This window comes from Streptomyces sp. Q6 (genome assembly GCF_036967205.1).
Taxonomy (GTDB): Bacteria; Actinomycetota; Actinomycetes; order Streptomycetales; family Streptomycetaceae; genus Streptomyces; species Streptomyces citrinus.
The window spans coordinates 6,123,568-6,143,741 of record NZ_CP146022.1; the positions used below are offsets into that span (position 1 = coordinate 6,123,568).

The window sequence follows — 20,174 nt, forward strand, 5'->3', positions numbered from 1 at the left end:
CATGGGCGAAACCGTGGGTTCATGGAGTGAGACAGGGGTGCCCGGTAGAGTCCGACGGCGTGCACCTCAAGGCTCTGACCCTGCGCGGGTTCAAATCGTTCGCCTCGGCCACCACGCTGCGGTTCGAGCCGGGCATCACCTGTGTCGTGGGGCCCAACGGCTCGGGCAAGTCCAACGTCGTGGACGCCCTGAGCTGGGTCATGGGCGAGCAGGGTGCCAAGTCGCTGCGCGGCGGCAAGATGGAGGACGTCATCTTCGCCGGCACGACCGGGCGCCCGCCGCTCGGCCGCGCCGAGGTGTCGCTGACCATCGACAACTCCGACGGCGCGCTCCCCATCGAGTACGCCGAGGTCACCATCACGCGGATCATGTTCCGCAACGGCGGCAGCGAGTACCAGATCAACGGTGACACCTGCCGTCTCCTCGACATCCAGGACCTCCTCTCCGACTCCGGCATCGGCCGCGAGATGCACGTCATCGTCGGCCAGGGCCAGCTCGACGGCGTGCTGCACGCCGACCCCATGGGCCGCCGCGCGTTCATCGAGGAGGCCGCCGGCGTCCTCAAGCACCGCAAGCGCAAGGAGAAGGCGCTGCGGAAGCTGGACGCGATGCAGGCCAACCTCGCCCGCGTACAGGACCTCACCGACGAGCTCAGGCGGCAGCTGAAGCCGTTGGGCAGACAGGCCGCGGTCGCGCGGCGGGCCGCCGTCATCCAGGCCGACCTGCGCGACACGCGGCTGCGGCTGCTCGCCGACGATCTCGTACGTCTGACAGAGGCGCTCAGCGCGGAGGTCGCCGACGAGGCGGAGTTGAAGCGGCGCAAGGAGAGCGCCGAGGAGGAACTGAAGAAGGCGCTGCTGCGCGAGGGGCACCTGGAGGACGAGGTGCGGCAGTTGACGCCCCGCCTCCAGCGGGCGCAGCAGAGCTGGTACGAACTGTCGCAGCTCGCCGAGCGGGTGCGCGGGACGATCTCGCTCGCCGACGCCCGGGTCAAGAGCGCGACGTCAGCGCCCGCCGAGGAGCGGCGCGGGCGTGACCCCGAGGACCTGGAGCGCGAGGCCGCCCGGGTGCGGGAGCAGGAGGCCGAGCTGGAGGCCGCCCTCGAAGCGGCGCAGACCGCCCTTGAGGAGACGGTGTCGCACCGGGCCGAGCTGGAGCGCGAGCTGGCGGCCGAGGAGCGCAGGCTCAAGGACGTCGCGCGGGCCATCGCCGACCGGCGCGAGGGGCTCGCCCGGTTGCAGGGGCAGGTCAACGCCGCGCGCAGCAGGGCCGCGTCCGCGCAGGCCGAGATCGACCGGCTCGCCACCGCGCGGGACGGGGCGCAGCAGCGGGCCGCCGCCGCGCAGGAGGAGTACGAGCAGCTCAAGGCCGAGGTCGACGGGCTCGACGCCGGCGACGAGGAGCTCGCACTCCAGTACGAGGACGCGAAAGCGGCGCTCGCCGAGGCCGAGGCCGCGCTGAGCGCCGCGCGGGAGGGGGCCACCGCGGCCGAGCGCAAGCGGGCCGCGGTCTCCGCCCGGCGCGAGGCGCTCGCGCTCGGGCTGCGGCGCAAGGACGGTACGGGCGCGCTGCTCGGGGCGAAGGAGCGGCTCAGCGGGCTGCTCGGGCCGGCCGCCGAGCTGCTGTCGGTGACACCGGGGTTCGAGGTGCCGGTGGCGGCGGCGTTCGGCGCCGCGGCCGACGCCGTCGCCGTGACCTCCCGGCCTCCGCCGCCGAAGCGATTCGCCTGCTGCGCAAGCAGGACGCGGGACGGGCCGCCCTGCTCCTGGCGGGCGACGCCGACGGTACGCCGGAGACCGGCGAGCCGAGCAGCCCGCCGTACGCCGCCGAACTGGTGCGCGGACCGGCCGAGTTGATGCCCGCGGTGCGGCGCCTGCTGCGCGGCATCGCGGTCGTCGGAACGCTGGAGGACGCCGAGGATCTGGTCTACGCGCGTCCCGAGCTGACCGCCGTGACCGCCGAAGGAGATCTGCTCGGGGCGCACTTCGCGCAGGGCGGGTCCGCCGGGGCGCCGAGCCTCCTCGAAGTGCAGGCATCGGTCGACGAGGCCGCCGCCGAACTGGAGGAACTGGCCGCACAGTGCGAGGAGTTGGCCGAGGCGCAGCACGCGGCGGGGGAGCGGCGCAAGGAATGCGCCGCGCTCGTCGAGGAGTTGGGGCAGCGGCAGCGGGCCATAGAGCGGGAGCGGTCCGGCCGCGCACAGCAGCTGGGGCGGCTCGCCGGGCAGGCGCGCGGCGCCGCGGGCGAGGCCGAGCGCAGCGCCGCCGCCGCGGCCAAGGCGCAGGACGCCCTGGAGCAGGCCGTCCAGGACGCGGAGGAACTGGCCGAGCGGCTCCTCGTCGCGGAGGAACAGCCCGTCGCCGAGGAACCGGACACCTCCGTGCGCGACCGGCTCAACGCCGACGGGGCCAATGCCCGCCAGACGGAGATGGAGGCGCGTCTTCAGGTCCGTACGCACGAGGAGCGGGTGAAGGGGCTCGCGGGCCGCGCCGACTCGCTCGACCGGGCCGCCCGCGCCGAACGGGACGCACGCGCGCGTGCCGAGCGGCAGCGCGCCCGTCTGAAGTACGAGGCCGCCGTCGCCGAGGCCGTCGCGTCCGGCGCCCGGCAGCTGCTCGCGCACGTCGAGGTGTCCATCGTCCGCGCGGACGCCGAGCGGACCCTCGCCGAACGAGCCAAGTCCGTACGAGAGCAGGAGCTCGTCGGCGAGCGGAGTCGCGGCCGCGATCTCAAGGCAGAACTCGACAAGCTGACGGATTCGGTCCACCGAGGTGAGGTACTCGGTGCCGAGAAGCGGCTGCGGATCGAGCAGCTGGAGACCAAGGCGCTGGAGGAACTGGGTGTCGAACCGGCCGGGCTCGTCGCGGACTACGGTCCGGACCAGCTCGTGCCGCCCTCGCTCCCCGCCGAGGGCGAGGAACTGCCGGAGGACCCGGAGCACCCGCGCAACATGCCCCGGCCCTTCGTCCGCGCGGAGCAGGAGAAGCGGCTCAAGTCAGCCGAACGGGCGTACCAACAGCTCGGCAAGGTCAACCCGCTGGCCCTGGAGGAGTTCGCGGCGCTGGAGGAGCGCCACAAGTTCCTCAGCGAACAGCTGGAGGACCTCAAGAAGACCCGCGCCGACCTGCTTCAAGTCGTGAAGGAGGTCGACGAGCGCGTCGAGCAGGTCTTCACCGAGGCGTACCGGGACACGGCCCGTGAGTTCGAGGGCGTCTTCAGCCGGCTGTTCCCGGGCGGCGAGGGACGGCTGATCCTGACCGACCCCGACAACATGCTCACCACGGGCGTGGACGTCGAGGCGCGGCCGCCGGGCAAGAAGGTCAAGCGCCTGAGCCTGCTCTCCGGCGGGGAGCGGTCGCTGACCGCCGTGGCGTTGCTGGTCTCCATCTTCAAGGCGCGACCGAGCCCGTTCTACGTGATGGACGAGGTCGAGGCCGCTCTGGACGACACCAACCTGCAACGGTTGATCCGCATCATGCAGGAGTTGCAGGAGGCCTCGCAGCTCATCGTGATCACGCATCAGAAGCGCACGATGGAGGTCGCCGACGCGCTGTACGGCGTCTCCATGCAGGGTGACGGGGTGTCGAAGGTGATCAGCCAGCGGCTCAAGTAGCCCGTCGGCCCCCTCTATCAGTGTTCAAGTATTGAACACAAGGCGCCATACCTATGCCTAAAAACTCACAGCAGTTGAAGTATTGACTTCGAAACTTGAAGGCATAGTCTCTGCAACGTTGCTTTTACCTTCAGGTGGTGAGTGGCGCGAAGTTGTGCGCCACTAGGAATCACTACTGAAGGGCTCGCCCCCACCCCCGGCAGTGAAGCCGGTGGCCCGAGGAGTACACGTGACCAGCACTGAGGCACCCAAATCAGGAGCCCGGGAAGCCGTACCCGACCATCTCGGGCACGTCATCTTCATCACGGCGGCTGCCGCGATGGGCGGCTTCCTCTTCGGCTACGACAGTTCCGTGATCAACGGAGCGACCGTCGCCATCCAGGACAGGTTCGATCTCAGCGCGAACGTGCTCGGCTGGGTCACCGCCATCGCACTGCTCGGCTGTGCGGTCGGCGCGGCCACGGCCGGCCGGATGGCCGACCGCATCGGCCGTATCCGCGTGATGCAGATCGCGGCCGTCCTCTTCACGGTCAGCGCCGTGGGTTCCGCCCTGCCGTTCGCGGTCTGGGACCTGATGATCTGGCGCTTCATCGGCGGCATCGGCATCGGCATGGCCTCGGTGATCGGCCCGGCCTACATCGCCGAGGTGGCCCCGCCCGCGTACCGCGGCCGGCTCGCGTCGTTCCAGCAGGCCGCCATCGTCATCGGCATCGCCGTCTCCCAGCTCGTCAACTGGGGCATCCTCAACATGGCCGACAGCGACCAGCGCGGGAAGCTCGGCGGTCTCGAGGCCTGGCAGTGGATGCTCGGCGTCATGGTCATCCCGGCGGTCCTGTACGGGCTGCTCTCCTTCGCCATCCCCGAGTCGCCGCGCTTCCTGATCTCCGCGGGACGTCAGACGGAGGCCAAGAAGGTCCTGACCGAGGTCGAGGGCAACGGCATCGACGTGAACCTGCGGGTCGCGGAGATCGAGGCCGGCATGCGCAGCGAGCACAAGTCGACCTTCAAGGATCTGCTCGGCGGTAAGTTCGGCTTCCTGCCGATCGTCTGGATCGGTATCGGACTCTCGGTCTTCCAGCAGCTCGTCGGCATCAACGTGATCTTCTACTACTCGAACCAGCTGTGGCAGTCGATCGGCAAGGACCCGTCCAGCTCGTTCCTGTACTCGTTCGAGACGTCGATCGTGAACATCATCGGTACGGTCATCGCGATGATCTTCGTCGACCGCATCGGCCGCAAGCCGCTCGCGATCATCGGCTCCACCGGTATGGCGATCGCCCTGTTCACCTGTGCCTGGGCCTTCTCGTACAAGACCGGCTCCGGTGACACGGCCTCGCTGCCCTACGGACAGGGTCTGACCGCGATCATCGCCGCCAACGCCTTCGTCCTCTTCTTCGCCCTCTCGTGGGGCGTGGTGGTCTGGGTGCTGCTCGGCGAGATCTTCCCGGGCCGGATCCGCGCCGCGGCGCTCGGTGTGGCGGCGGCCGCCCAGTGGCTGGCCAACTTCGCCATCACCAAGACCTTCCCGAACATGTCGGAGTGGAGCCTGAGCGGCTCGTACATCATCTACGGCGCCTTCGCCGCGCTCTCCATCCCGTTCGTGATGAAGTTCGTGAAGGAGACCAAGGGCAAGTCCCTGGAGGAGATGGGCTGACCGCCCGCGTCCTCCCCGCAGGTTCGGGGGGATGGATTCACGACCCCGCTGCCATCTCCCCGTTGACGCGCCGCCCCCGCCCCGGATCACTTCCGGGGCGGGGGCGGTGTCGCATTTCCGGGTGGCGCGCGGGTGTCACATTTTCGGGGATCGCGTCTTCTGAAGGCGCTTCTCCTGGCGCGGATCGCTTCCTTGGTGCGGATCACTTCACTTGCTGAGGGCTGCCTTCCTCGGTCAGAGGGTGCTTTCCCTCGGTGAGGGTCACCAGATCAGGACGCCGCCGCCGATGGCCAGCGCCTTGTGGCAGTTCTCCTCAATGATGCGCAGCCGGTCCTCGATGCCGTCCCGGTGCTCCTCGACGCCGCGCGGACGCCGGGTGCCGTGCGCGATCTCGTCCAGATGGTCACGCAGCAGGGCCACTTCGGCGAGCAGCTCGGGCACCTGGTCGGCCTCGGCGTAGAGATCCCCGTCGGCGAGCACCGGGAGCAGCCGGGCACCCAGGGCGCGCACACAGGCCGAGCCCCACACCGTCGTACGCCACGACTCGAAGCCGCCGGACTCGTAGGCGTCGGCGTCGGGGATGCGCAGCGTGCCGTCCGGGTCGCGGACGAAGACGTCGACCAGAAGACTCATGACCGCAGTGGACCACCGGCTGGCGCGCCGCGGCCACCGGATATCGCCCGGGTTCAGACCGCGAGCCGCGGCACCACGTTCTCGCAGAACAGGTGGAGGCTGCGCCACCCTTCGTCGAGCGGCATGCCGCCGGACAGCGGGTGCAGGACGAAGTTGTCGAGTCCCTGGGCCAGGCACTCGTCCGGGGTGACGATCCGGTACACGCCCTCGGCACGCAGTTCCTCGACCGTCGTCGCGCCGGACTTCACCGCCGACTTGATGTCGCCCGACTGCCAGGAGGCGTACGTACGCGCCTCGTGCAGGAAGTGGGCGCCGTGCTCGGCCCAGGTGCGGTCCGGGTCCTCGGACAGGTGCAGGAGCGGGGTGGTCTTCGCGGGCATCATGGTCCAGCCCTCGGTGCCGTACTCCTTCAGGCGCTCCTTGTAGTACGCCTCCAGTTCGGGCAGATGCGCGCTCGGGAAGAAGGGCAGTCCGAGCCGGGCCGCCCGGCGCGCGGCCGCCTGCGAGGAGCCGCCGACCAGCAGCAGCGGATGCGGCTGGGTGAACGGGCGTGGGGTGACGCGTACGGGACGCCCCCGGAAGGTGAACTCCTCACCGGTCCAGGCCTTGAGGAGCGTCTCCAGAAGTTCGTCCTGGAGCTTTCCGCGGCGCTTCCACTCCACGTCGAACTGGGCGTACTCCTGCGGCCGGTAGCCGATCCCGGCGACCGTCACCAGGCGCCCGCCGCTCACCAGGTCCAGTACGGCGATGTCCTCGGCGAGACGGAGTGGATCGTGCAGCGGTCCGATGATCGCGGAGACCGTGACCGCGATCCGGCGGGTGGCGCCGAAGACCGCGCCCGCGAAAGCGAACGGGGAGGGCAGCCAGTTGTTGGCGACGCCGTGGTGCTCCTCGGTCTGGATCGTGTCGATGCCGCGGTCGTCGGCGTACGTCGCCATCTCCACGGCCGCCTTGTAGCGGTCGCTCAGCGATCGCGGGGTACCGACGGGGTCGACCAGATTGAACCGTACGACGGACACGGGCATACAGAAGTCCCCCTTCACGCGGCTCGGCTCGTGTGCAGGGGGACGGTAGCTGACGGAGCGTCAGGCAGCCAGAGGCGCGGTCTCCTTGGTGGGCTCCTCCGGGGCCGTGGTGGTGTCCACGGGCTTCGGCAGGGCCAGGTACAGCAGTCCCGAGACGACGATCGTGACGACCCAGCCGAGGCCGTACTCGCCGATGAAGTTGTTCGTCGCGAGCGGGCCGGTGAACCAGTCGGACGACGTGAACAGCAGGCCGGCGCCGAGGCCGACCGCCCAGGCGATGCAGGCCGCGGGGGAGAAGCCGCCCTTGTACCAGTAAGCGCTGGTGCGCGTGGTGTCGAGCAGGGCGGCACCGTCGTAGTGCTTGCGCTTGAGCATGTCCGCGCCGAAGACGCCGACCCACGCGGAGAACGCGACCGCGAGCAGCGACAGGAATGCGATGAACGAGCTCATGAAGCTGGTCGCGACGAGCATCAGGATGGCGCCGAAGACCAGCGAGATCACGGCGTTGATGGAGACGGCCCAGTGGCGCGGCACCTTGAAGCCGAGGGTCTGCGCGGTGAAGCCGGCGGAGTACATCGACATGGCGTTGATCAGCAGCATGCCGACCAGGGCGATCAGCAGGTACGGCACCGCGATCCACATCGGCAGGATCTCGCCCAGGAAGGAGACCGGGTCGGCGGCCGACGCCAGGTCCGGGGTCGACACCGCCATGACGGCACCCATCAGGACCATCGGGAGGACGACGATGCCGGCGCCCCCGATCGAGTTCCCGACGATCGCCTTGGAGGAGGCGGTGCGCGGCAGGTAGCGCGTGAAGTCGGGGGAGGAGGGGATCCAGCTGACGCCACCCGCGGCGATCATGCCGATGCCCGCGACCATCAGGGACGTCGAGCCCGCGTCCTGGCCGAAGACCTCGGACCAGTCGGTGTTGATGATCAGGTAGATCAGCACCAGGACCGAGAAGAGGCCGAAGAGGTACGTCGCGTACTTGTTGCACTTCTGCACGGCGTTGATGCCGAGGCCCGAGATCGCGAACGTGGTGCAGACGAAGAGCAGCAGCGTGACGATCACCAGGAAGTTGTTCTGCTTGATGCCGAACAGGATGTCCAGGACGGTGAGCACGGCGTACGCGCCCGTCACCGCGTTGATCGTCTCCCAGCCCCAGCGCGCGACCCAGATCAGCGAGCCGGGCAGGAGGTTGCCGCGCTGGCCGAAGACCGCGCGGGACAGGGCCATGCCGGGGGCGCCGCCGCGCTTGCCCGCGATGCCGATCAGGCCGACGAGGCCGTACGACACGATGGGCGCCGCGACGGCGACGACGATGGCCTGCCAGAAGTTGAGCCCGTAGGCCACGACGAGGCTCGCGCCCATCGTGAGGAGCAGCACGCTGATGTTGGCCGCGACCCAGGTGGGGAAGAGCTCGCGGGTCCTGGCGGTGCGCTCGGCGTCCGGGACGGGCTCGAGGCCGCGGGTCTCCAGGGCGCCTTCGGATTCGGCGGTCTTGCTCATGCGGTGGGGTTCCGTGCCTCTGTGGGGTGGGGCGGAGGATCGCGTGGGACTCTACGCGCGTTGATGGAGCCACTTCCATCGTACTTTAGTCCGAGTCCTGCCTTCTGGAGACGTTTGTCCTTTGGAGGAAGGTACGAGAACCGCCTCGCCGGGGCCCCATGACTGATACTGGACGGGTTATGGAAATCGTCATCCTTGCTGTAGTCATCGCCGTGGTCGTGATCGGCGCGCTCGGCGGGCTCGTGGTCGGCAGCCGCAAGAAGAAGCAGCTGCCCGCGCCGCCGCCCTCCGCGCCCGACATCACCGCCGCTCCGCCGGCCGAGCCGCACGTCGGCGACGAGGCCGAGACCCCGCGCGACGAAGCGCGGCGCACCATCGAGGAGGTGGATCTCCCCCTCGCCGAACCGTCGGCCTCGGCCCCGGTCGTCGTCGAGGAGCCCGTCCCGGCCGCTCCCGAGGTCGAGGTGCCGGAGCCGACCGCGGGCCGCCTGGTGCGGCTGCGCACCCGGCTGTCCCGGTCGCAGAACGCGCTCGGCAAGGGGCTCCTCACGCTCCTGTCGCGCGAGCACCTCGACGAGGACACCTGGGAGGAGATCGAGGACACGCTGCTCACCGCGGATGTCGGCGTGCAGCCCACCCAGGAGCTGGTCGAGAACCTGCGCGAGCGCGTGAAGGTGCTCGGCACCCGCACGCCGGACGAGCTGCGCGCCCTGCTGCGCGAGGAGCTTCTCAAGCTGCTGGTCCCCGAGTTCGACCGCTCCGTGAAGACGGACTCGAACCTGGACACCCCGGGCATCGTGATGGTCGTCGGCGTCAACGGCACCGGCAAGACCACCACCACCGGCAAGCTGGCCCGCGTCCTCGTGGCCGACGGCAAGAACGTCGTGCTGGGCGCGGCCGACACGTTCCGTGCCGCCGCCGCCGACCAGCTCCAGACCTGGGGCGACCGGGTCGGCGCGCGGACGGTGCGCGGGCCCGAGGGCGGCGACCCGGCGTCCATCGCCTTCGACGCCGTGAAGGAGGGCATCGAGGCGGGCGCCGACGTCGTCCTCATCGACACCGCCGGCCGGCTGCACACCAAGACCGGCCTGATGGACGAGCTCGGCAAGGTCAAGCGCGTCGTCGAGAAGCACGCGCCGCTCGACGAGGTGCTCCTCGTGCTCGACGCGACGACCGGACAGAACGGCCTGGTCCAGGCCCGGGTGTTCGCCGAGGTCGTCGACATCACCGGCATCGTGCTGACCAAGCTGGACGGCACGGCCAAGGGCGGCATCGTCGTGGCCGTGCAGCGGGAGCTGGGCGTGCCGGTCAAGCTCGTCGGACTCGGCGAGGGCCCCGACGACCTGGCGCCGTTCGAGGCCGAGGCCTTCGTGGACGCGCTGATCGGGGAGTAGCCGATCGGTGCGCAGCCGTGGGGAGTAATCGATTCTCCGGCAGGGCTGAACCGTGCGGGGAGCTGAGGGCCTGTGGCCTCCGGCTCCCCGCGCCGCGTTTCACGGGTGGTTCATGGGCCGCCGCGGGGGCGGGCTACGCGCAGGGCGACCTGTGGGCCACGTAGGCCAGGGTGCCCAGCAGGAGGCGGGCCTGCGGCGGCTGTGTCGCCGTGTCCAGGCTCGGGGCGCGCAGCCAGATCGCCGGGCCGAGGTCCCCGCGGTCCGACGGCGGTGCGGTGATGTACGAGCCGGCGCCGAGCGCGTGCAGGTCGAGCGTCGCGTCGTCCCAGCCCATGCGGTACAGCAGCGTGGGGAGTTCGACGGCGGCTCCGGGCGCGACGAAGAAGTGGGCGCGGCCGTCGGGGGTGGCGATCACCGGGCCGAGGGGCAGGCCCATGCGCTCCAGCCGGATCAGCGCGCGGCGGCCCGCGGCCTCCGGGACGTCGATGACGTCGAAGGCGCGGCCGACCGGGAGCAGCACCGCGGCGCCGGGGAACCGGCCCCAGGCCTCGGTCACTTCGTCGAGCGTGGCGCCGGCCGGGACGAGCGCGTCCGGGTCGAGCGGGTGGGCGCCGGGCGCCGCGCAGTCCGCCTTCCCGCAGGAGCAGTCCGGACCCGCGGCGCGCGCGCCGGGGACCACGTCCCAGCCCCACAGGCCGGTGAACTCCGCCACCGTGGTGCAGTCCGAAGCGCGGCCGGACGTGCGGCCGCGGCGACGTGAGCCGGAGCGCATGTCGCGGATGCCGCCGATCGTGAAGCCCATGCCCCCTCCAACGGGTCCTGCGCGCCGGTGGTTACGAGGCGGAAGCGGATCGTGACCCACTGTTCGGGGTGGTGCGCCCCGGACCGCGCGCCCCGGTGCGCACCGCTGCGCCCATTTCCGGCTGTCCTATGTCAAGTGAATCGTGTGTGACCGTTCCTGAGTTCATTCGAAGGGGTGGCGAATGGTGGCGTTTCCCGGTTCTCCCTCGCCGGAGGGGTGATCGTAGGATTACTTTCGGTGCACGAACCCTGAGGGTGCGTGCACCCGTGGGTATGCCGCAGGCAAGTCGGTTTCCTGTTCGAGGAGTGACAACTACCGGACGGGAACGCGTAGTTGACGGCATCCTGGTAGGGCTTAGCGGGCAAGAGTGGCCGACAGGACTTGGCGTTGAGCGTCTTAGATGGCTTCAGGGATGGGGGCGTTCCAGTGGGCGGCAGCGGCGGAAGCGTGACGAACGCTGAGAAGCGCCCGAACGAACTGCTCGGCTCGTGGTTCGTGCGCAGCGGCTGGTCGAAGGGCGAGCTGGCGCGCCAAGTGAACCGGCGGGCCCGGCAGTTGGGTGCGAACCACATCTCCACCGACACCTCACGGGTGCGGCGCTGGCTCGACGGGGAGAACCCGCGCGAGCCGATCCCCAGAATCCTCAGCGAGCTGTTCTCCGAGCGGTTCGGCTGTGTCGTCGCCGTCGAGGACCTCGGGCTGCGCGCCGCGCACCAGGCCCCCTCGGTGTCGGGCGTCGACCTCCCGTGGACCGGTCCGCAGACCGTGGCGCTCATCGGCGAGTTCTCGCGCAGCGACCTGATGCTCGCGCGCCGCGGCTTCCTCGGCAGCTCCCTGGCACTCGCCGCGGGCCCCTCCCTCATCGAGCCGATGCAGCGCTGGCTGGTCCCGACGCCCGGCGCCGCAGCGGCGGCGAGGTCCGAGGCGGAGACCGCCGCGCAGCGCCGCGGGAACCGGCTGTCGAAGCCGGAGCTGGACCTCCTGGAGTCCACCACGGTCATGTTCCGCCAGTGGGACGCGCAGTGCGGTGGCGGCCTGCGCCGCAAGGCGGTCGTCGGCCAGCTGCACGAGGTCACCGACCTCCTTCAGGAACCGCAGCCCGAGGAGACCACCAGGCGCCTGTTCAAGGTCGCGGCCGAACTCGCCGAGCTGGCCGGGTGGATGAGCTACGACGTGGGCCTCCAGCCCACCGCCCAGAAGTACTTCGTCCTCGCCCTGCACGCCGCGAAGGAAGCCGGCGACAAGCCGCTCGGCTCGTACGTCCTGTCGAGCATGAGCCGGCAGATGATCCACCTCGGCCGCCCCGAGGACGCCCTCGAGCTCATCCACCTCGCCCAGTACGGCAGCCGCGACTGCGCCAGCCCCCGCACCCAGTCGATGCTGTACGCGATGGAGGCCCGCGCGTACGCCAACATGGGGCAGCCCGGCAAGTGCAAGCGGGCCGTGCGGATGGCCGAGGACACCTTCACCGACGCCGACGACTGGGACGACCCGGATCCCGACTGGATCCGCTTCTTCTCCGAGGCCGAACTGCACGGCGAGAACAGCCACTCGTTCCGCGACCTCGCCTATGTGGCGGGCCGCAGCCCCACCTACGCGTCGATGGCCGAGCCGGTGATGCAGCGGGCCGTCGAGCTGTTCTCCAAGGACTCCGAGCACCAGCGTTCCTATGCGCTAAACCTGATCGGCATGGCCACGGTGCACCTCCTCCAGAAGGAGCCGGAGCAGTCCACGGTCCTCGCGAAGCAGGCCCTGCACATCGCCAGGAAGGTGCGCTCGGAGCGGGTCAACACCCGTATCCGCAAGACCGTCGACACCGCCGTCCGGGACTTCGGGGACGTGGCCGAGGTCATCCAGCTGACCGACCAGCTCGCTGTCCAACTGCCCGAGACCGCCGAAGCGGCGGTCTGAACCGGGAGTCCTCCTGGGTTCCCCGGCTCCACCCCGAACGCCGGCCGCGGCCGACCGTCCCGAAACAGCCCGACTCGGCTCCCCCATGCCAGGTCACCGCGGACGGCGGTCGTGGCCGGTGCCTTGTGCGGCTGTATGCGGTCCGCGGCGGGAGCCCCCGGCGGACGGTCGCCCGTCGGGGCAACGCGCACATCGCCGACAAGGCTTCCCCTGGACGGCCCGACCACAGGGGCAGGGGGCGCGGACGACACGGCGTTTCACGCCGCCGTAACGCCGCGGGCACCTTCGTCACTGCCGCGAAACATGCCTGCGCGCCGCGCGAAACGGTTTTGCGCCAATCTCCTCAGCACAGTGAGGCCCACGTCATTCGTGGCATCCGCACGGGCCGTCCCCGACTCCACTGAGGTGAGCCAGCTTTGAATGGCGCAGATACCGGATTCGTTTTGATCAGTGCCGCGCTCGTCATGCTGATGACGCCCGGCCTGGCACTCTTTTACGGCGGCATGGTGCGGACCAAGAGCGTCCTCAACATGCTGATGATGTCGTTCATCTCGCTGGGCATCGTGACGGTGCTGTGGGTGCTCTACGGCCACTCGATCGCCTTCAGCGGAGACCTCGGCGGCTTCATGGGCAACTTCGACATGATCGGCATGAAGGGGGTGAACCCCGACTCCCTGATGGAGAACTTCGCCGGTGAGAAGATCCCCGTACTCGCCTTCTCCCTCTTCCAGATGCTGTTCGCGGTCATCACCGCGGCCCTCATGAGCGGCGCCCTCGCCGACCGCGTCAAGTTCAGCTCGTGGATGGTCTTCATCGCGCTCTGGGTGACGGTCGTCTACTTCCCCGTCGCGCACTGGGTCTGGGGCGGCGGCTGGCTCGCCAAGCTCGACCCGGCCGTGATCGACTTCGCCGGTGGTACCGCGGTCCACATCAACGCCGGTGTCGGCGCCCTCGCCGCCGTCCTGGTCGTCGGCAAGCGGGTCGGGTTCAAGAAGGACCCGATGCGGCCGCACAACATGCCGCTCGTCCTGCTCGGCACCGCCCTCCTGTGGTTCGGCTGGTTCGGCTTCAACGCCGGCTCGGAGCTGGGAGTCGACGGCACGACGGCCACCATGGCCCTGAACACGCAGGTCGCCACCGGTGCCGCCATGCTCGGCTGGCTCATCTACGAGCGCATCCGCCACGGCGCGTTCACGACGCTCGGTGCCTGCTCCGGCGCCGTCGCCGGTCTCGTCGCGATCACCCCCTCCGGCGGCAACGTCAACGTCTTCGGCGCCATGCTCATCGGTGTCGTGGCCGGTGCGGTCTGCTCCTGGGCGGTCAGCCTCAAGTTCAAGCTCGGCTTCGACGACTCCCTCGACGTCGTCGGCGTCCACCTCGTCGGCGGCATCCTGGGCACGCTGATGGTCGGCTTCCTCGCGATCAACGGCACGGGCGGCCTCGACCAGTTCATCTCCCAGCTGACCGGTGCCGGAGCGGTGATCGGCTACACCTTCGTGGTGACCCTGATCCTCGCCTTCGCGATCCAGAAGACCATCGGCTTCCGCGCGACGGAGGACGACGAGGTCGGCGGCATCGACCAGGCGCAGCACGCCGAGACCGGTTACGACTTCAGTGGTGTGGCCTCCAGCGGGTCCTCCGTGTCCGCGACCGTCCCCGCCACGCCCGCTCAGTCCAAGAAGGTAGACGCATGAAGCTGATCACCGCGGTCGTCAAGCCGCACCGGCTCGACGAGATCAAGGAAGCCCTCCAGGCCTTCGGAGTCCAAGGTCTGACCGTGACCGAGGCCAGCGGCTACGGCCGTCAGCGCGGCCACACCGAGGTCTACCGTGGGGCCGAGTACACCGTCGACCTGGTGCCCAAGATCCGTATCGAGGTCCTGGTCGAGGACGACGACGCCGAACAGCTCGTCGATGTCGTCGTGAAGGCCGCGCGGACCGGCAAGATCGGTGACGGCAAGGTCTGGGCGGTCCCCGTCGAGACGGCCGTGCGGGTCCGGACCGGCGAACGCGGTCCGGACGCGCTGTAACCGAATCGACGAACGGAACGGGAGTCGCTGGGTGACGAGTGTGAACGACGTACGGACCGACCAAGCGGACGACGACAACGCTGCACCCAGCGGCTACGCGGCGGCCCGGCTGCGCCTCCTCCAGGGGAGGCGCGGTCCGGGCCGCCGCGCCGTGCGGCCCTCGCGGAGCTGACCGACGACTGGCTCACCGAACTGTTCGGCAGCGGCGCGCCGGGGGTCTCGCTCGTGGCGGTCGGCGGGTACGGGCGCGGTGAACTCTCCCCGCGCAGCGACCTCGACCTGCTCCTGCTGCACGACGGCTCGGCGGAGCCGGGCACGATCGCCGCTCTCGCCGACCGCATCTGGTACCCGGTCTGGGACCTCGGCCTCGCCCTCGATCACTCCGTCCGTACGCCGGCCGAGGCGCGCAAGACGGCGGGCGACGACCTCAAGGTGCAGCTGGGACTCCTCGACGCCCGGCATCTCGCCGGCGACCTGGGCCTCACGGCCGGACTGCGCACCGCCGTCCTCGCGGACTGGCGCAACCAGGCGCCCAAGCGGCTGCCGGAGCTGCGCGAGCTGTGCGAGGAGCGCGCCGAGCGCCAGGGCGAGCTGCAGTATCTGCTGGAGCCCGATCTGAAGGAGGCCCGGGGCGGGCTGCGGGACGCGACCGCGCTGCGGGCCGTCGCCGCGTCCTGGCTCGCGGACGCGCCGCGCGAAGGTCTGGACGACGCGCGCCGGCGCCTGCTCGACGTCCGGGACGCCCTCCACCTGACGACCGGCCGCGCCACCGACCGCCTCGCCCTCCAGGAGCAGGACCAGGTCGCCGCGGAACTCGGCCTGTTGGACGCCGACACCCTGCTGCGTCAGGTGTACGAGGCCGCGCGCACGGTGTCGTACGCGAGCGACGTGACCTGGCGCGAGGTGGGCCGGGTCCTCAAGTCCCGTGCGGTACGGCCGCGGTTGCGCTCCATGCTGGGCGGCGGGAAGTCCGCCGCGGTGGAGCGCTCGCCGCTGGCCGAGGGCGTTGTCGAGATGGACGGCGAGGTCGTGCTCGCGCGCGCCGCGAAGCCCGACCGGGACCCGGTGCTCCCGCTGCGCGCCGCCGCCGCTGCCGCCCAGGCGGGACTCCCGCTGTCGCTGCACGCGGTGCGGCGGATGGCCGCCGCAGCGCGGCCGCTGCCCACGCCGTGGCCCGCCGAGGCGCGCGAACAGCTGGTCACGCTGCTCGGCGCGGGCCGCCCCACCGTCGAGGTGTGGGAGGCACTGGAGGCCGAGGGGCTGATCACGCGGTTGCTGCCGGACTGGGAGCGGGTGCGATGCCGGCCGCAGCGCAACGCCGTGCACACCTGGACCGTCGACCGGCACCTCGTCGAGACGGCGGTGTGCGCGTCGGAGCTCACCCGGCGCGTCGGCCGCCCCGACCTGCTGCTCGTGGCCGCGCTGTTGCACGACATCGGCAAGGGCTGGCCCGGGGACCACTCGGTCGCCGGCGAGATCATCGCGCGTGACGTCGCGGCGCGGATCGGCTTCGACCGCTCGGACGTCGCCGTCCTCGCCTCGCTCGTCCGCCACCACCTGCTGCTCATCGAGACCGCCACGCGCCGCGATCTGGAGGATCCGGCGACGGTACGCGCCGTCGCGGACGCCGTCGGTTCGACCGGGACGCTGGAACTGCTGCACGCCCTGACCGAGGCGGACGCGCTGGCCACCGGGCCCGCCGCCTGGTCGACCTGGCGGGGTTCGCTCGTCGCCGACCTGGTCAAGCGGGTCGCGGCGGTGCTCGCGGGGGACGAACCCGTCGACCCGGACGCCGCCGAACCCACCGCCGAGCAGGAGCGGCTCGCCGTCGAGGCGTTCCGCACCGGTGGGCCCGTGCTCGCGCTGCGGGCCCAGACGGAAGGGGTGGTGACCGCGGCGTCGACGTCCGGTTCTGCCGCGACCTCGGCTTCGGCTTCGACTTCGGACGATGCCTCGGGTGCCGTCGAGCCGGAGCCGCTGGGCGTCGAGCTGTTGATCGCCGTGCCCGACCAGGCCGGGGTGCTGCCCGCCGTCGCCGGGGTCCTCGCCATGCACCGGCTGGCGGTCCGCGCCGCGGAACTGCGGTCGCTGACCCTGCCGGAGGAATGGGGCCAGGGAAAGGAACAGCCTCCTGCCGGGAGCGGTGGCGAGCGCCGGGAGGGCGGCTCCGTCCTGCTCCTGAACTGGCGGGTCGCCGCCGAGTACGGATCGCTGCCGCAGGCCGCCCGGCTGCGCGCCGATCTCGTACGCGCCCTCGACGGGAGCCTCGACATCGCCGCCCGGCTCGCCGAGCGCGACGCCGCCTACCCGCGCCGGCGTGGTGTCGTCGCGCCGCCGCCCCGGGTGACGCTCGCGTCGGCCGGGTCCCGGCTCGCGACCGTCATCGAGGTCAGGGCCCAGGACGCGCCCGGACTGCTGCACCGGATCGGCAGGGCCCTGGAGACCGCCGACGTACGCGTGCGGTCGGCGCACGTCTCGACGCTGGGATCCAACGCCGTCGACGCGTTCTACGTCACCGGGCCCCAGGGCGCGCCCCTGCCCGCGGCGGAGGCCACGTCGGTGGCCCGGTCGCTGGAGAAGGCGCTCCAGCCGGCTCCCGGCGACGGCCGCGCGAAGTCCGGCAGAGCCTGACGGAGGCGCGGGCCGTCCGACGTCGGGGGCCGTGCCGGAACACCGCCCCCGACCATGCCGACGTACCTCCGGGCAGGTCGGGGGCCGTGCCGGAACACCGCCCCCGACCATGCCGACGTACCTCCGGGCAGGTCGGCGGGACCGGGCCGCTGACCCAATCCGTCGCGCCCGATACCCTGGAGGGCGACCTGTCCGTTAAGCCACCCGACCCGAGGATTCGCGACCGCCGTGTTCGATACTCTTTCCGATCGCCTTGCAGCGACATTCAAGAACCTCCGCGGCAAGGGGCGCCTCAGCGAGGCGGACATCGACGCCACGGCGCGCGAGATCCGGATCGCGCTCCTTGAAGCCGACGTGGCCCTGCCCGTCGTCCGGGCGTTCATCAAGCAGGTCAAGGAGCGCGCGGCCGGTGCCGAGGTCTCCCAGGCGCTGAACCCCGCCCAGCAGGTCATCAAGATCGTCAACGAGGAGCTCGTCGGCATCCTCGGTGGCGAGACCCGCCGTCTGCGCTTCGCCAAGACCGGCCCGACCGTGATCATGCTCGCGGGTCTCCAGGGTGCCGGTAAGACGACCCTCGCCGGAAAGCTCGGCAGCTGGCTCAAGGGCCAGGGGCACTCGCCGCTGCTCGTGGCCTGTGACCTCCAGCGCCCGAACGCCGTGAACCAGCTGTCCGTCGTCGCCGAGCGCGCCGGCGTCGGCATCTACGCCCCGCAGCCTGGCAACGGCGTGGGCGACCCGGTCCAGGTCGCCAAGGACTCCATCGAGTACGCGAAGTCCAAGGTCTACGACGTCGTCATCGTCGACACCGCGGGCCGCCTCGGTATCGACCAGGAGCTGATGCAGCAGGCCGCGGACATCCGCGACGCCGTCAGCCCCGACGAGGTCCTCTTCGTCGTCGACGCCATGATCGGTCAGGACGCGGTCAACACGGCCGAGGCCTTCCGTGACGGTGTCGGCTTCGACGGCGTGGTGCTCTCCAAGCTCGACGGCGACGCCCGTGGTGGTGCCGCCCTGTCGATCGCGCACGTCACCGGCCGCCAGATCATGTTCGCCTCGAACGGCGAGAAGCTGGACGACTTCGACGCGTTCCACCCGGACCGCATGGCGTCCCGCATTCTCGGCATGGGCGACATGCTCACGCTGATCGAGAAGGCCGAGCAGACCTTCTCGCAGCAAGAGGCCGAGAAGATGGCCTCCAAGCTGGCCTCCAAGAAGGGCCAGGACTTCACGCTCGACGACTTCCTGGCTCAGATGGAGCAGGTCAGGAAGATGGGGTCGATCTCGAAGCTGCTCGGGATGCTCCCGGGCATGAACCAGATCAAGGACCAGATCAACAACCTCGACGAGCGCGATGTCGACCGCACGGCCGCCATCATCAAGTCGATGACCCCGGCCGAGCGCGCCGACGCCACGATCATCAACGGCTCCCGCCGTGCCCGTATCGCCAAGGGCTCCGGCGTCGAGGTCAGCGCGGTCAAGAACCTGGTCGAGCGGTTCTTCGAGGCCCGCAAGATGATGTCCCGCATGGCTCAGGGCGGCGGCATGCCGGGGATGCCCGGGATGCCGGGCATGGGCGGCGGCGCCGGCCGGACGAAGAAGCAGCCGAAGAAGGCCAAGGGCAAGCAGCGCTCCGGCAACCCGATGAAGCGCAAGCAGCAGGAGCAGGAGGAGGCCGCCCGTCGTGCGGCCGCCGCCGAGGCGGGCGGCGCGCTCGGTCTGCCCGGCCAGGAAGGCGCCAAGGACTTCGAACTCCCCGACGAGTTCAAGAAGTTCATGGGCTGACACCGACCGGCCTGACTTCAGGGGCCGATGGCCTTTCCGTACGCGGAGGGGGAGGGGCGCTCGCTGCGTGCGGGCGCCCCTTTTCCGTCCGGTCGTACGGGCGGTTCCACTCCCCGCTCGCCGGGACGGTGAGTCACTCTGCCGTGCAGAGCCCTCGCCGGGGTGCCGGTCGACAGGCCAGTGAGCATCAGTAGGAAGGAGTGCGCGCGCCTCGCAGCACCTCGGACTGCGACCGGAGGACCTGGGAGAGGTCGAGGGCCTCCCGTACCGCGGCGAGGGTGGTCGCGCCCCCGGGTCGGCCGATGATCGCCGCATGTGAGTGGCGCAGCGCCGGATCGCGCGTGACCTCGTCGCCGAGCGGGAGGACGTCCACCTCCATGTCGAGCCTTCCCCGCGTCTCGTCCAGGTTCCAGACAGTGGCGTCGATCCGCTTCTGCGCGAACAGGTCGCGCAGCCGTACGGACGGCGAGTCGACCCACTGGATGTCGCCGCGGCCCGCGAAGGCGCGCTCCGCCAGCATGCGCTGGTCCAGCGACGCGCGGTCGACGGCGACGCGCAGCCCAGGAGCGTCGAGCGAGACGCCTTTACGCACGAGGAAGCCGTGCGCGCCTACATAGGTGGCCGGTCCGAGGTCGGCGACGAGGGTCAGCCGGCCCCTGTGCTGGTCGACCAGGTCGTCGGCCGCGAACCGCGACAGCACCACCAGATCGACCGTGCCTTCGAGGAGAGCCGTGGTCCGCGCGCCCGCACCACGCATGAAGGTGAGGGCGAACGGCGTACCGGCCTCTACGAAGGCGGCGCGCAGGCCGGTGGCGAGGCCTTCGTAGCGGCGTGAGTGGGGGAGCGGCATCGCGGCCAGCAAGGTGCCCAGCCCGGAGAGGCGCCAGAGCAGGGCGCGGTCGGAGGCGACCAGGAAGGTGCCGAGGTGGCCCCGGGCGGCGGTCTCGATGGCGCCCGACTCCTCCAGGAGGCGCAGAGCGGCCTGCACGGTTCCGTTCCCGCAGCCCAGGTCCTGGGCGAAGTCCTTCACGCGGGGCAGCCGCGTCTGCGGCTCGTGCCCCATCAGAAGGACCGCGAGCCGGCGGGCCGCCAGGCCGTTGCGCGTCAGGAAACGACCGTCGGAACCGTCCACAAAAACGACAGTAACCAGGATTCTGGATACTGGCAAGAGATGTGGATCTGTGCGGTTAT

The 20,174-nt window shown here is 70.7% G+C and carries 12 protein-coding genes and 1 pseudogene; 8 read left to right on the forward strand and 5 right to left on the reverse strand.

What is annotated here, in order from left to right; translation table 11 throughout:
* Positions 1-59 precede the first annotated feature (59 nt).
* Both smc and V2W30_RS28555 read left to right on the forward strand, forming a co-directional pair.
* A pseudogene (gene smc / locus V2W30_RS28550) lies at positions 60-3,613 on the forward strand (chromosome segregation protein SMC).
* 229 nt (positions 3,614-3,842) lie between these two features.
* Positions 3,843-5,267 carry a sugar porter family MFS transporter gene (locus V2W30_RS28555; RefSeq protein ID WP_338700959.1) on the forward strand — a complete coding sequence of 475 codons (1,425 nt, stop codon included), beginning with the start codon at positions 3,843-3,845 and terminating at the stop codon, positions 5,265-5,267.
* Between the two features lie 261 nt (positions 5,268-5,528).
* Here V2W30_RS28555 and V2W30_RS28560 read toward each other — a convergent pair whose 3' ends face one another.
* From V2W30_RS28560 to V2W30_RS28570, 3 genes are read right to left on the reverse strand one after another with little or no spacing between them, the layout of a single operon-like run.
* Positions 5,529-5,900: a hypothetical protein gene (locus tag V2W30_RS28560; RefSeq protein ID WP_338700960.1), complete on the reverse strand. Its 372-nt coding sequence runs from the start codon at positions 5,898-5,900 to the stop codon at positions 5,529-5,531.
* 53 nt (positions 5,901-5,953) lie between these two features.
* On the reverse strand, positions 5,954-6,925 hold the full coding sequence (locus V2W30_RS28565) for an LLM class flavin-dependent oxidoreductase (RefSeq protein ID WP_338700961.1): 972 nt from the start codon (positions 6,923-6,925) through the stop codon (positions 5,954-5,956).
* Positions 6,926-6,985: 60 nt separating this feature from the next.
* The gene (locus tag V2W30_RS28570; protein WP_338700962.1) at positions 6,986-8,434 is read right to left on the reverse strand and encodes a cytosine permease; all 1,449 of its coding nucleotides are present in this window, start codon (positions 8,432-8,434) and stop codon (positions 6,986-6,988) included.
* A 179-nt stretch (positions 8,435-8,613) separates the two neighbouring features.
* Here V2W30_RS28570 and ftsY point away from each other — a divergent pair, with 179 nt between their 5' ends.
* The gene (ftsY, locus tag V2W30_RS28575) at positions 8,614-9,828 is read left to right on the forward strand and encodes a signal recognition particle-docking protein FtsY (protein ID WP_338700963.1); all 1,215 of its coding nucleotides are present in this window, start codon (positions 8,614-8,616) and stop codon (positions 9,826-9,828) included.
* Positions 9,829-9,961: 133 nt separating this feature from the next.
* Here ftsY and V2W30_RS28580 read toward each other — a convergent pair whose 3' ends face one another.
* Positions 9,962-10,630 carry a bifunctional DNA primase/polymerase gene (locus tag V2W30_RS28580; protein WP_338700965.1) on the reverse strand — a complete coding sequence of 223 codons (669 nt, stop codon included), beginning with the start codon at positions 10,628-10,630 and terminating at the stop codon, positions 9,962-9,964.
* A gap of 426 nt (positions 10,631-11,056) precedes the next feature.
* Here V2W30_RS28580 and V2W30_RS28585 point away from each other — a divergent pair, with 426 nt between their 5' ends.
* From V2W30_RS28585 to ffh, 5 genes are all read left to right on the forward strand, one after another.
* The gene (locus V2W30_RS28585; protein WP_338700966.1) at positions 11,057-12,541 is read left to right on the forward strand and encodes a hypothetical protein; all 1,485 of its coding nucleotides are present in this window, start codon (positions 11,057-11,059) and stop codon (positions 12,539-12,541) included.
* A 416-nt stretch (positions 12,542-12,957) separates the two neighbouring features.
* The gene (locus V2W30_RS28590) at positions 12,958-14,235 is read left to right on the forward strand and encodes an ammonium transporter (RefSeq protein WP_338700968.1); all 1,278 of its coding nucleotides are present in this window, start codon (positions 12,958-12,960) and stop codon (positions 14,233-14,235) included.
* Positions 14,232-14,570 carry a P-II family nitrogen regulator gene (locus V2W30_RS28595; RefSeq protein WP_127829950.1) on the forward strand — a complete coding sequence of 113 codons (339 nt, stop codon included), beginning with the start codon at positions 14,232-14,234 and terminating at the stop codon, positions 14,568-14,570. The genes V2W30_RS28590 and V2W30_RS28595 overlap by 4 nt, the downstream gene beginning before the upstream one ends.
* 27 nt (positions 14,571-14,597) lie before the next feature.
* Positions 14,598-17,201 (forward strand): [protein-PII] uridylyltransferase, encoded by a 2,604-nt coding sequence (locus V2W30_RS28600; protein WP_425244707.1) that lies wholly within the window; start codon positions 14,598-14,600, stop codon positions 17,199-17,201.
* 228 nt (positions 17,202-17,429) lie between these two features.
* Positions 17,430-18,983 (forward strand): signal recognition particle protein, encoded by a 1,554-nt coding sequence (ffh, locus tag V2W30_RS28605; protein ID WP_338700973.1) that lies wholly within the window; start codon positions 17,430-17,432, stop codon positions 18,981-18,983.
* A 187-nt stretch (positions 18,984-19,170) separates the two neighbouring features.
* Here ffh and yhfZ read toward each other — a convergent pair whose 3' ends face one another.
* Positions 19,171-20,115 carry a GntR family transcriptional regulator YhfZ gene (yhfZ, locus tag V2W30_RS28610; RefSeq protein WP_338700975.1) on the reverse strand — a complete coding sequence of 315 codons (945 nt, stop codon included), beginning with the start codon at positions 20,113-20,115 and terminating at the stop codon, positions 19,171-19,173.
* Positions 20,116-20,174 lie beyond the last annotated feature (59 nt).

What these genes read in the sequence shown, in the direction of transcription:
- V2W30_RS28565 (WP_338700961.1), bottom strand. Translation starts at nt 6,925, where the DNA reads ATGCCCGTGTCCGTCGTACGGTTCAATCTGGTCGACCCCGTCGGTACC.
- V2W30_RS28580 (WP_338700965.1), bottom strand. Translation starts at nt 10,630, where the DNA reads ATGGGCTTCACGATCGGCGGCATCCGCGACATGCGCTCCGGCTCACGT.
- V2W30_RS28595 (WP_127829950.1), top strand. Translation starts at nt 14,232, where the DNA reads ATGAAGCTGATCACCGCGGTCGTCAAGCCGCACCGGCTCGACGAGATC.
- V2W30_RS28570 (WP_338700962.1), bottom strand. Translation starts at nt 8,434, where the DNA reads ATGAGCAAGACCGCCGAATCCGAAGGCGCCCTGGAGACCCGCGGCCTC.
- V2W30_RS28560 (WP_338700960.1), bottom strand. Translation starts at nt 5,900, where the DNA reads ATGAGTCTTCTGGTCGACGTCTTCGTCCGCGACCCGGACGGCACGCTG.
- ftsY (WP_338700963.1), top strand. Translation starts at nt 8,614, where the DNA reads ATGGAAATCGTCATCCTTGCTGTAGTCATCGCCGTGGTCGTGATCGGC.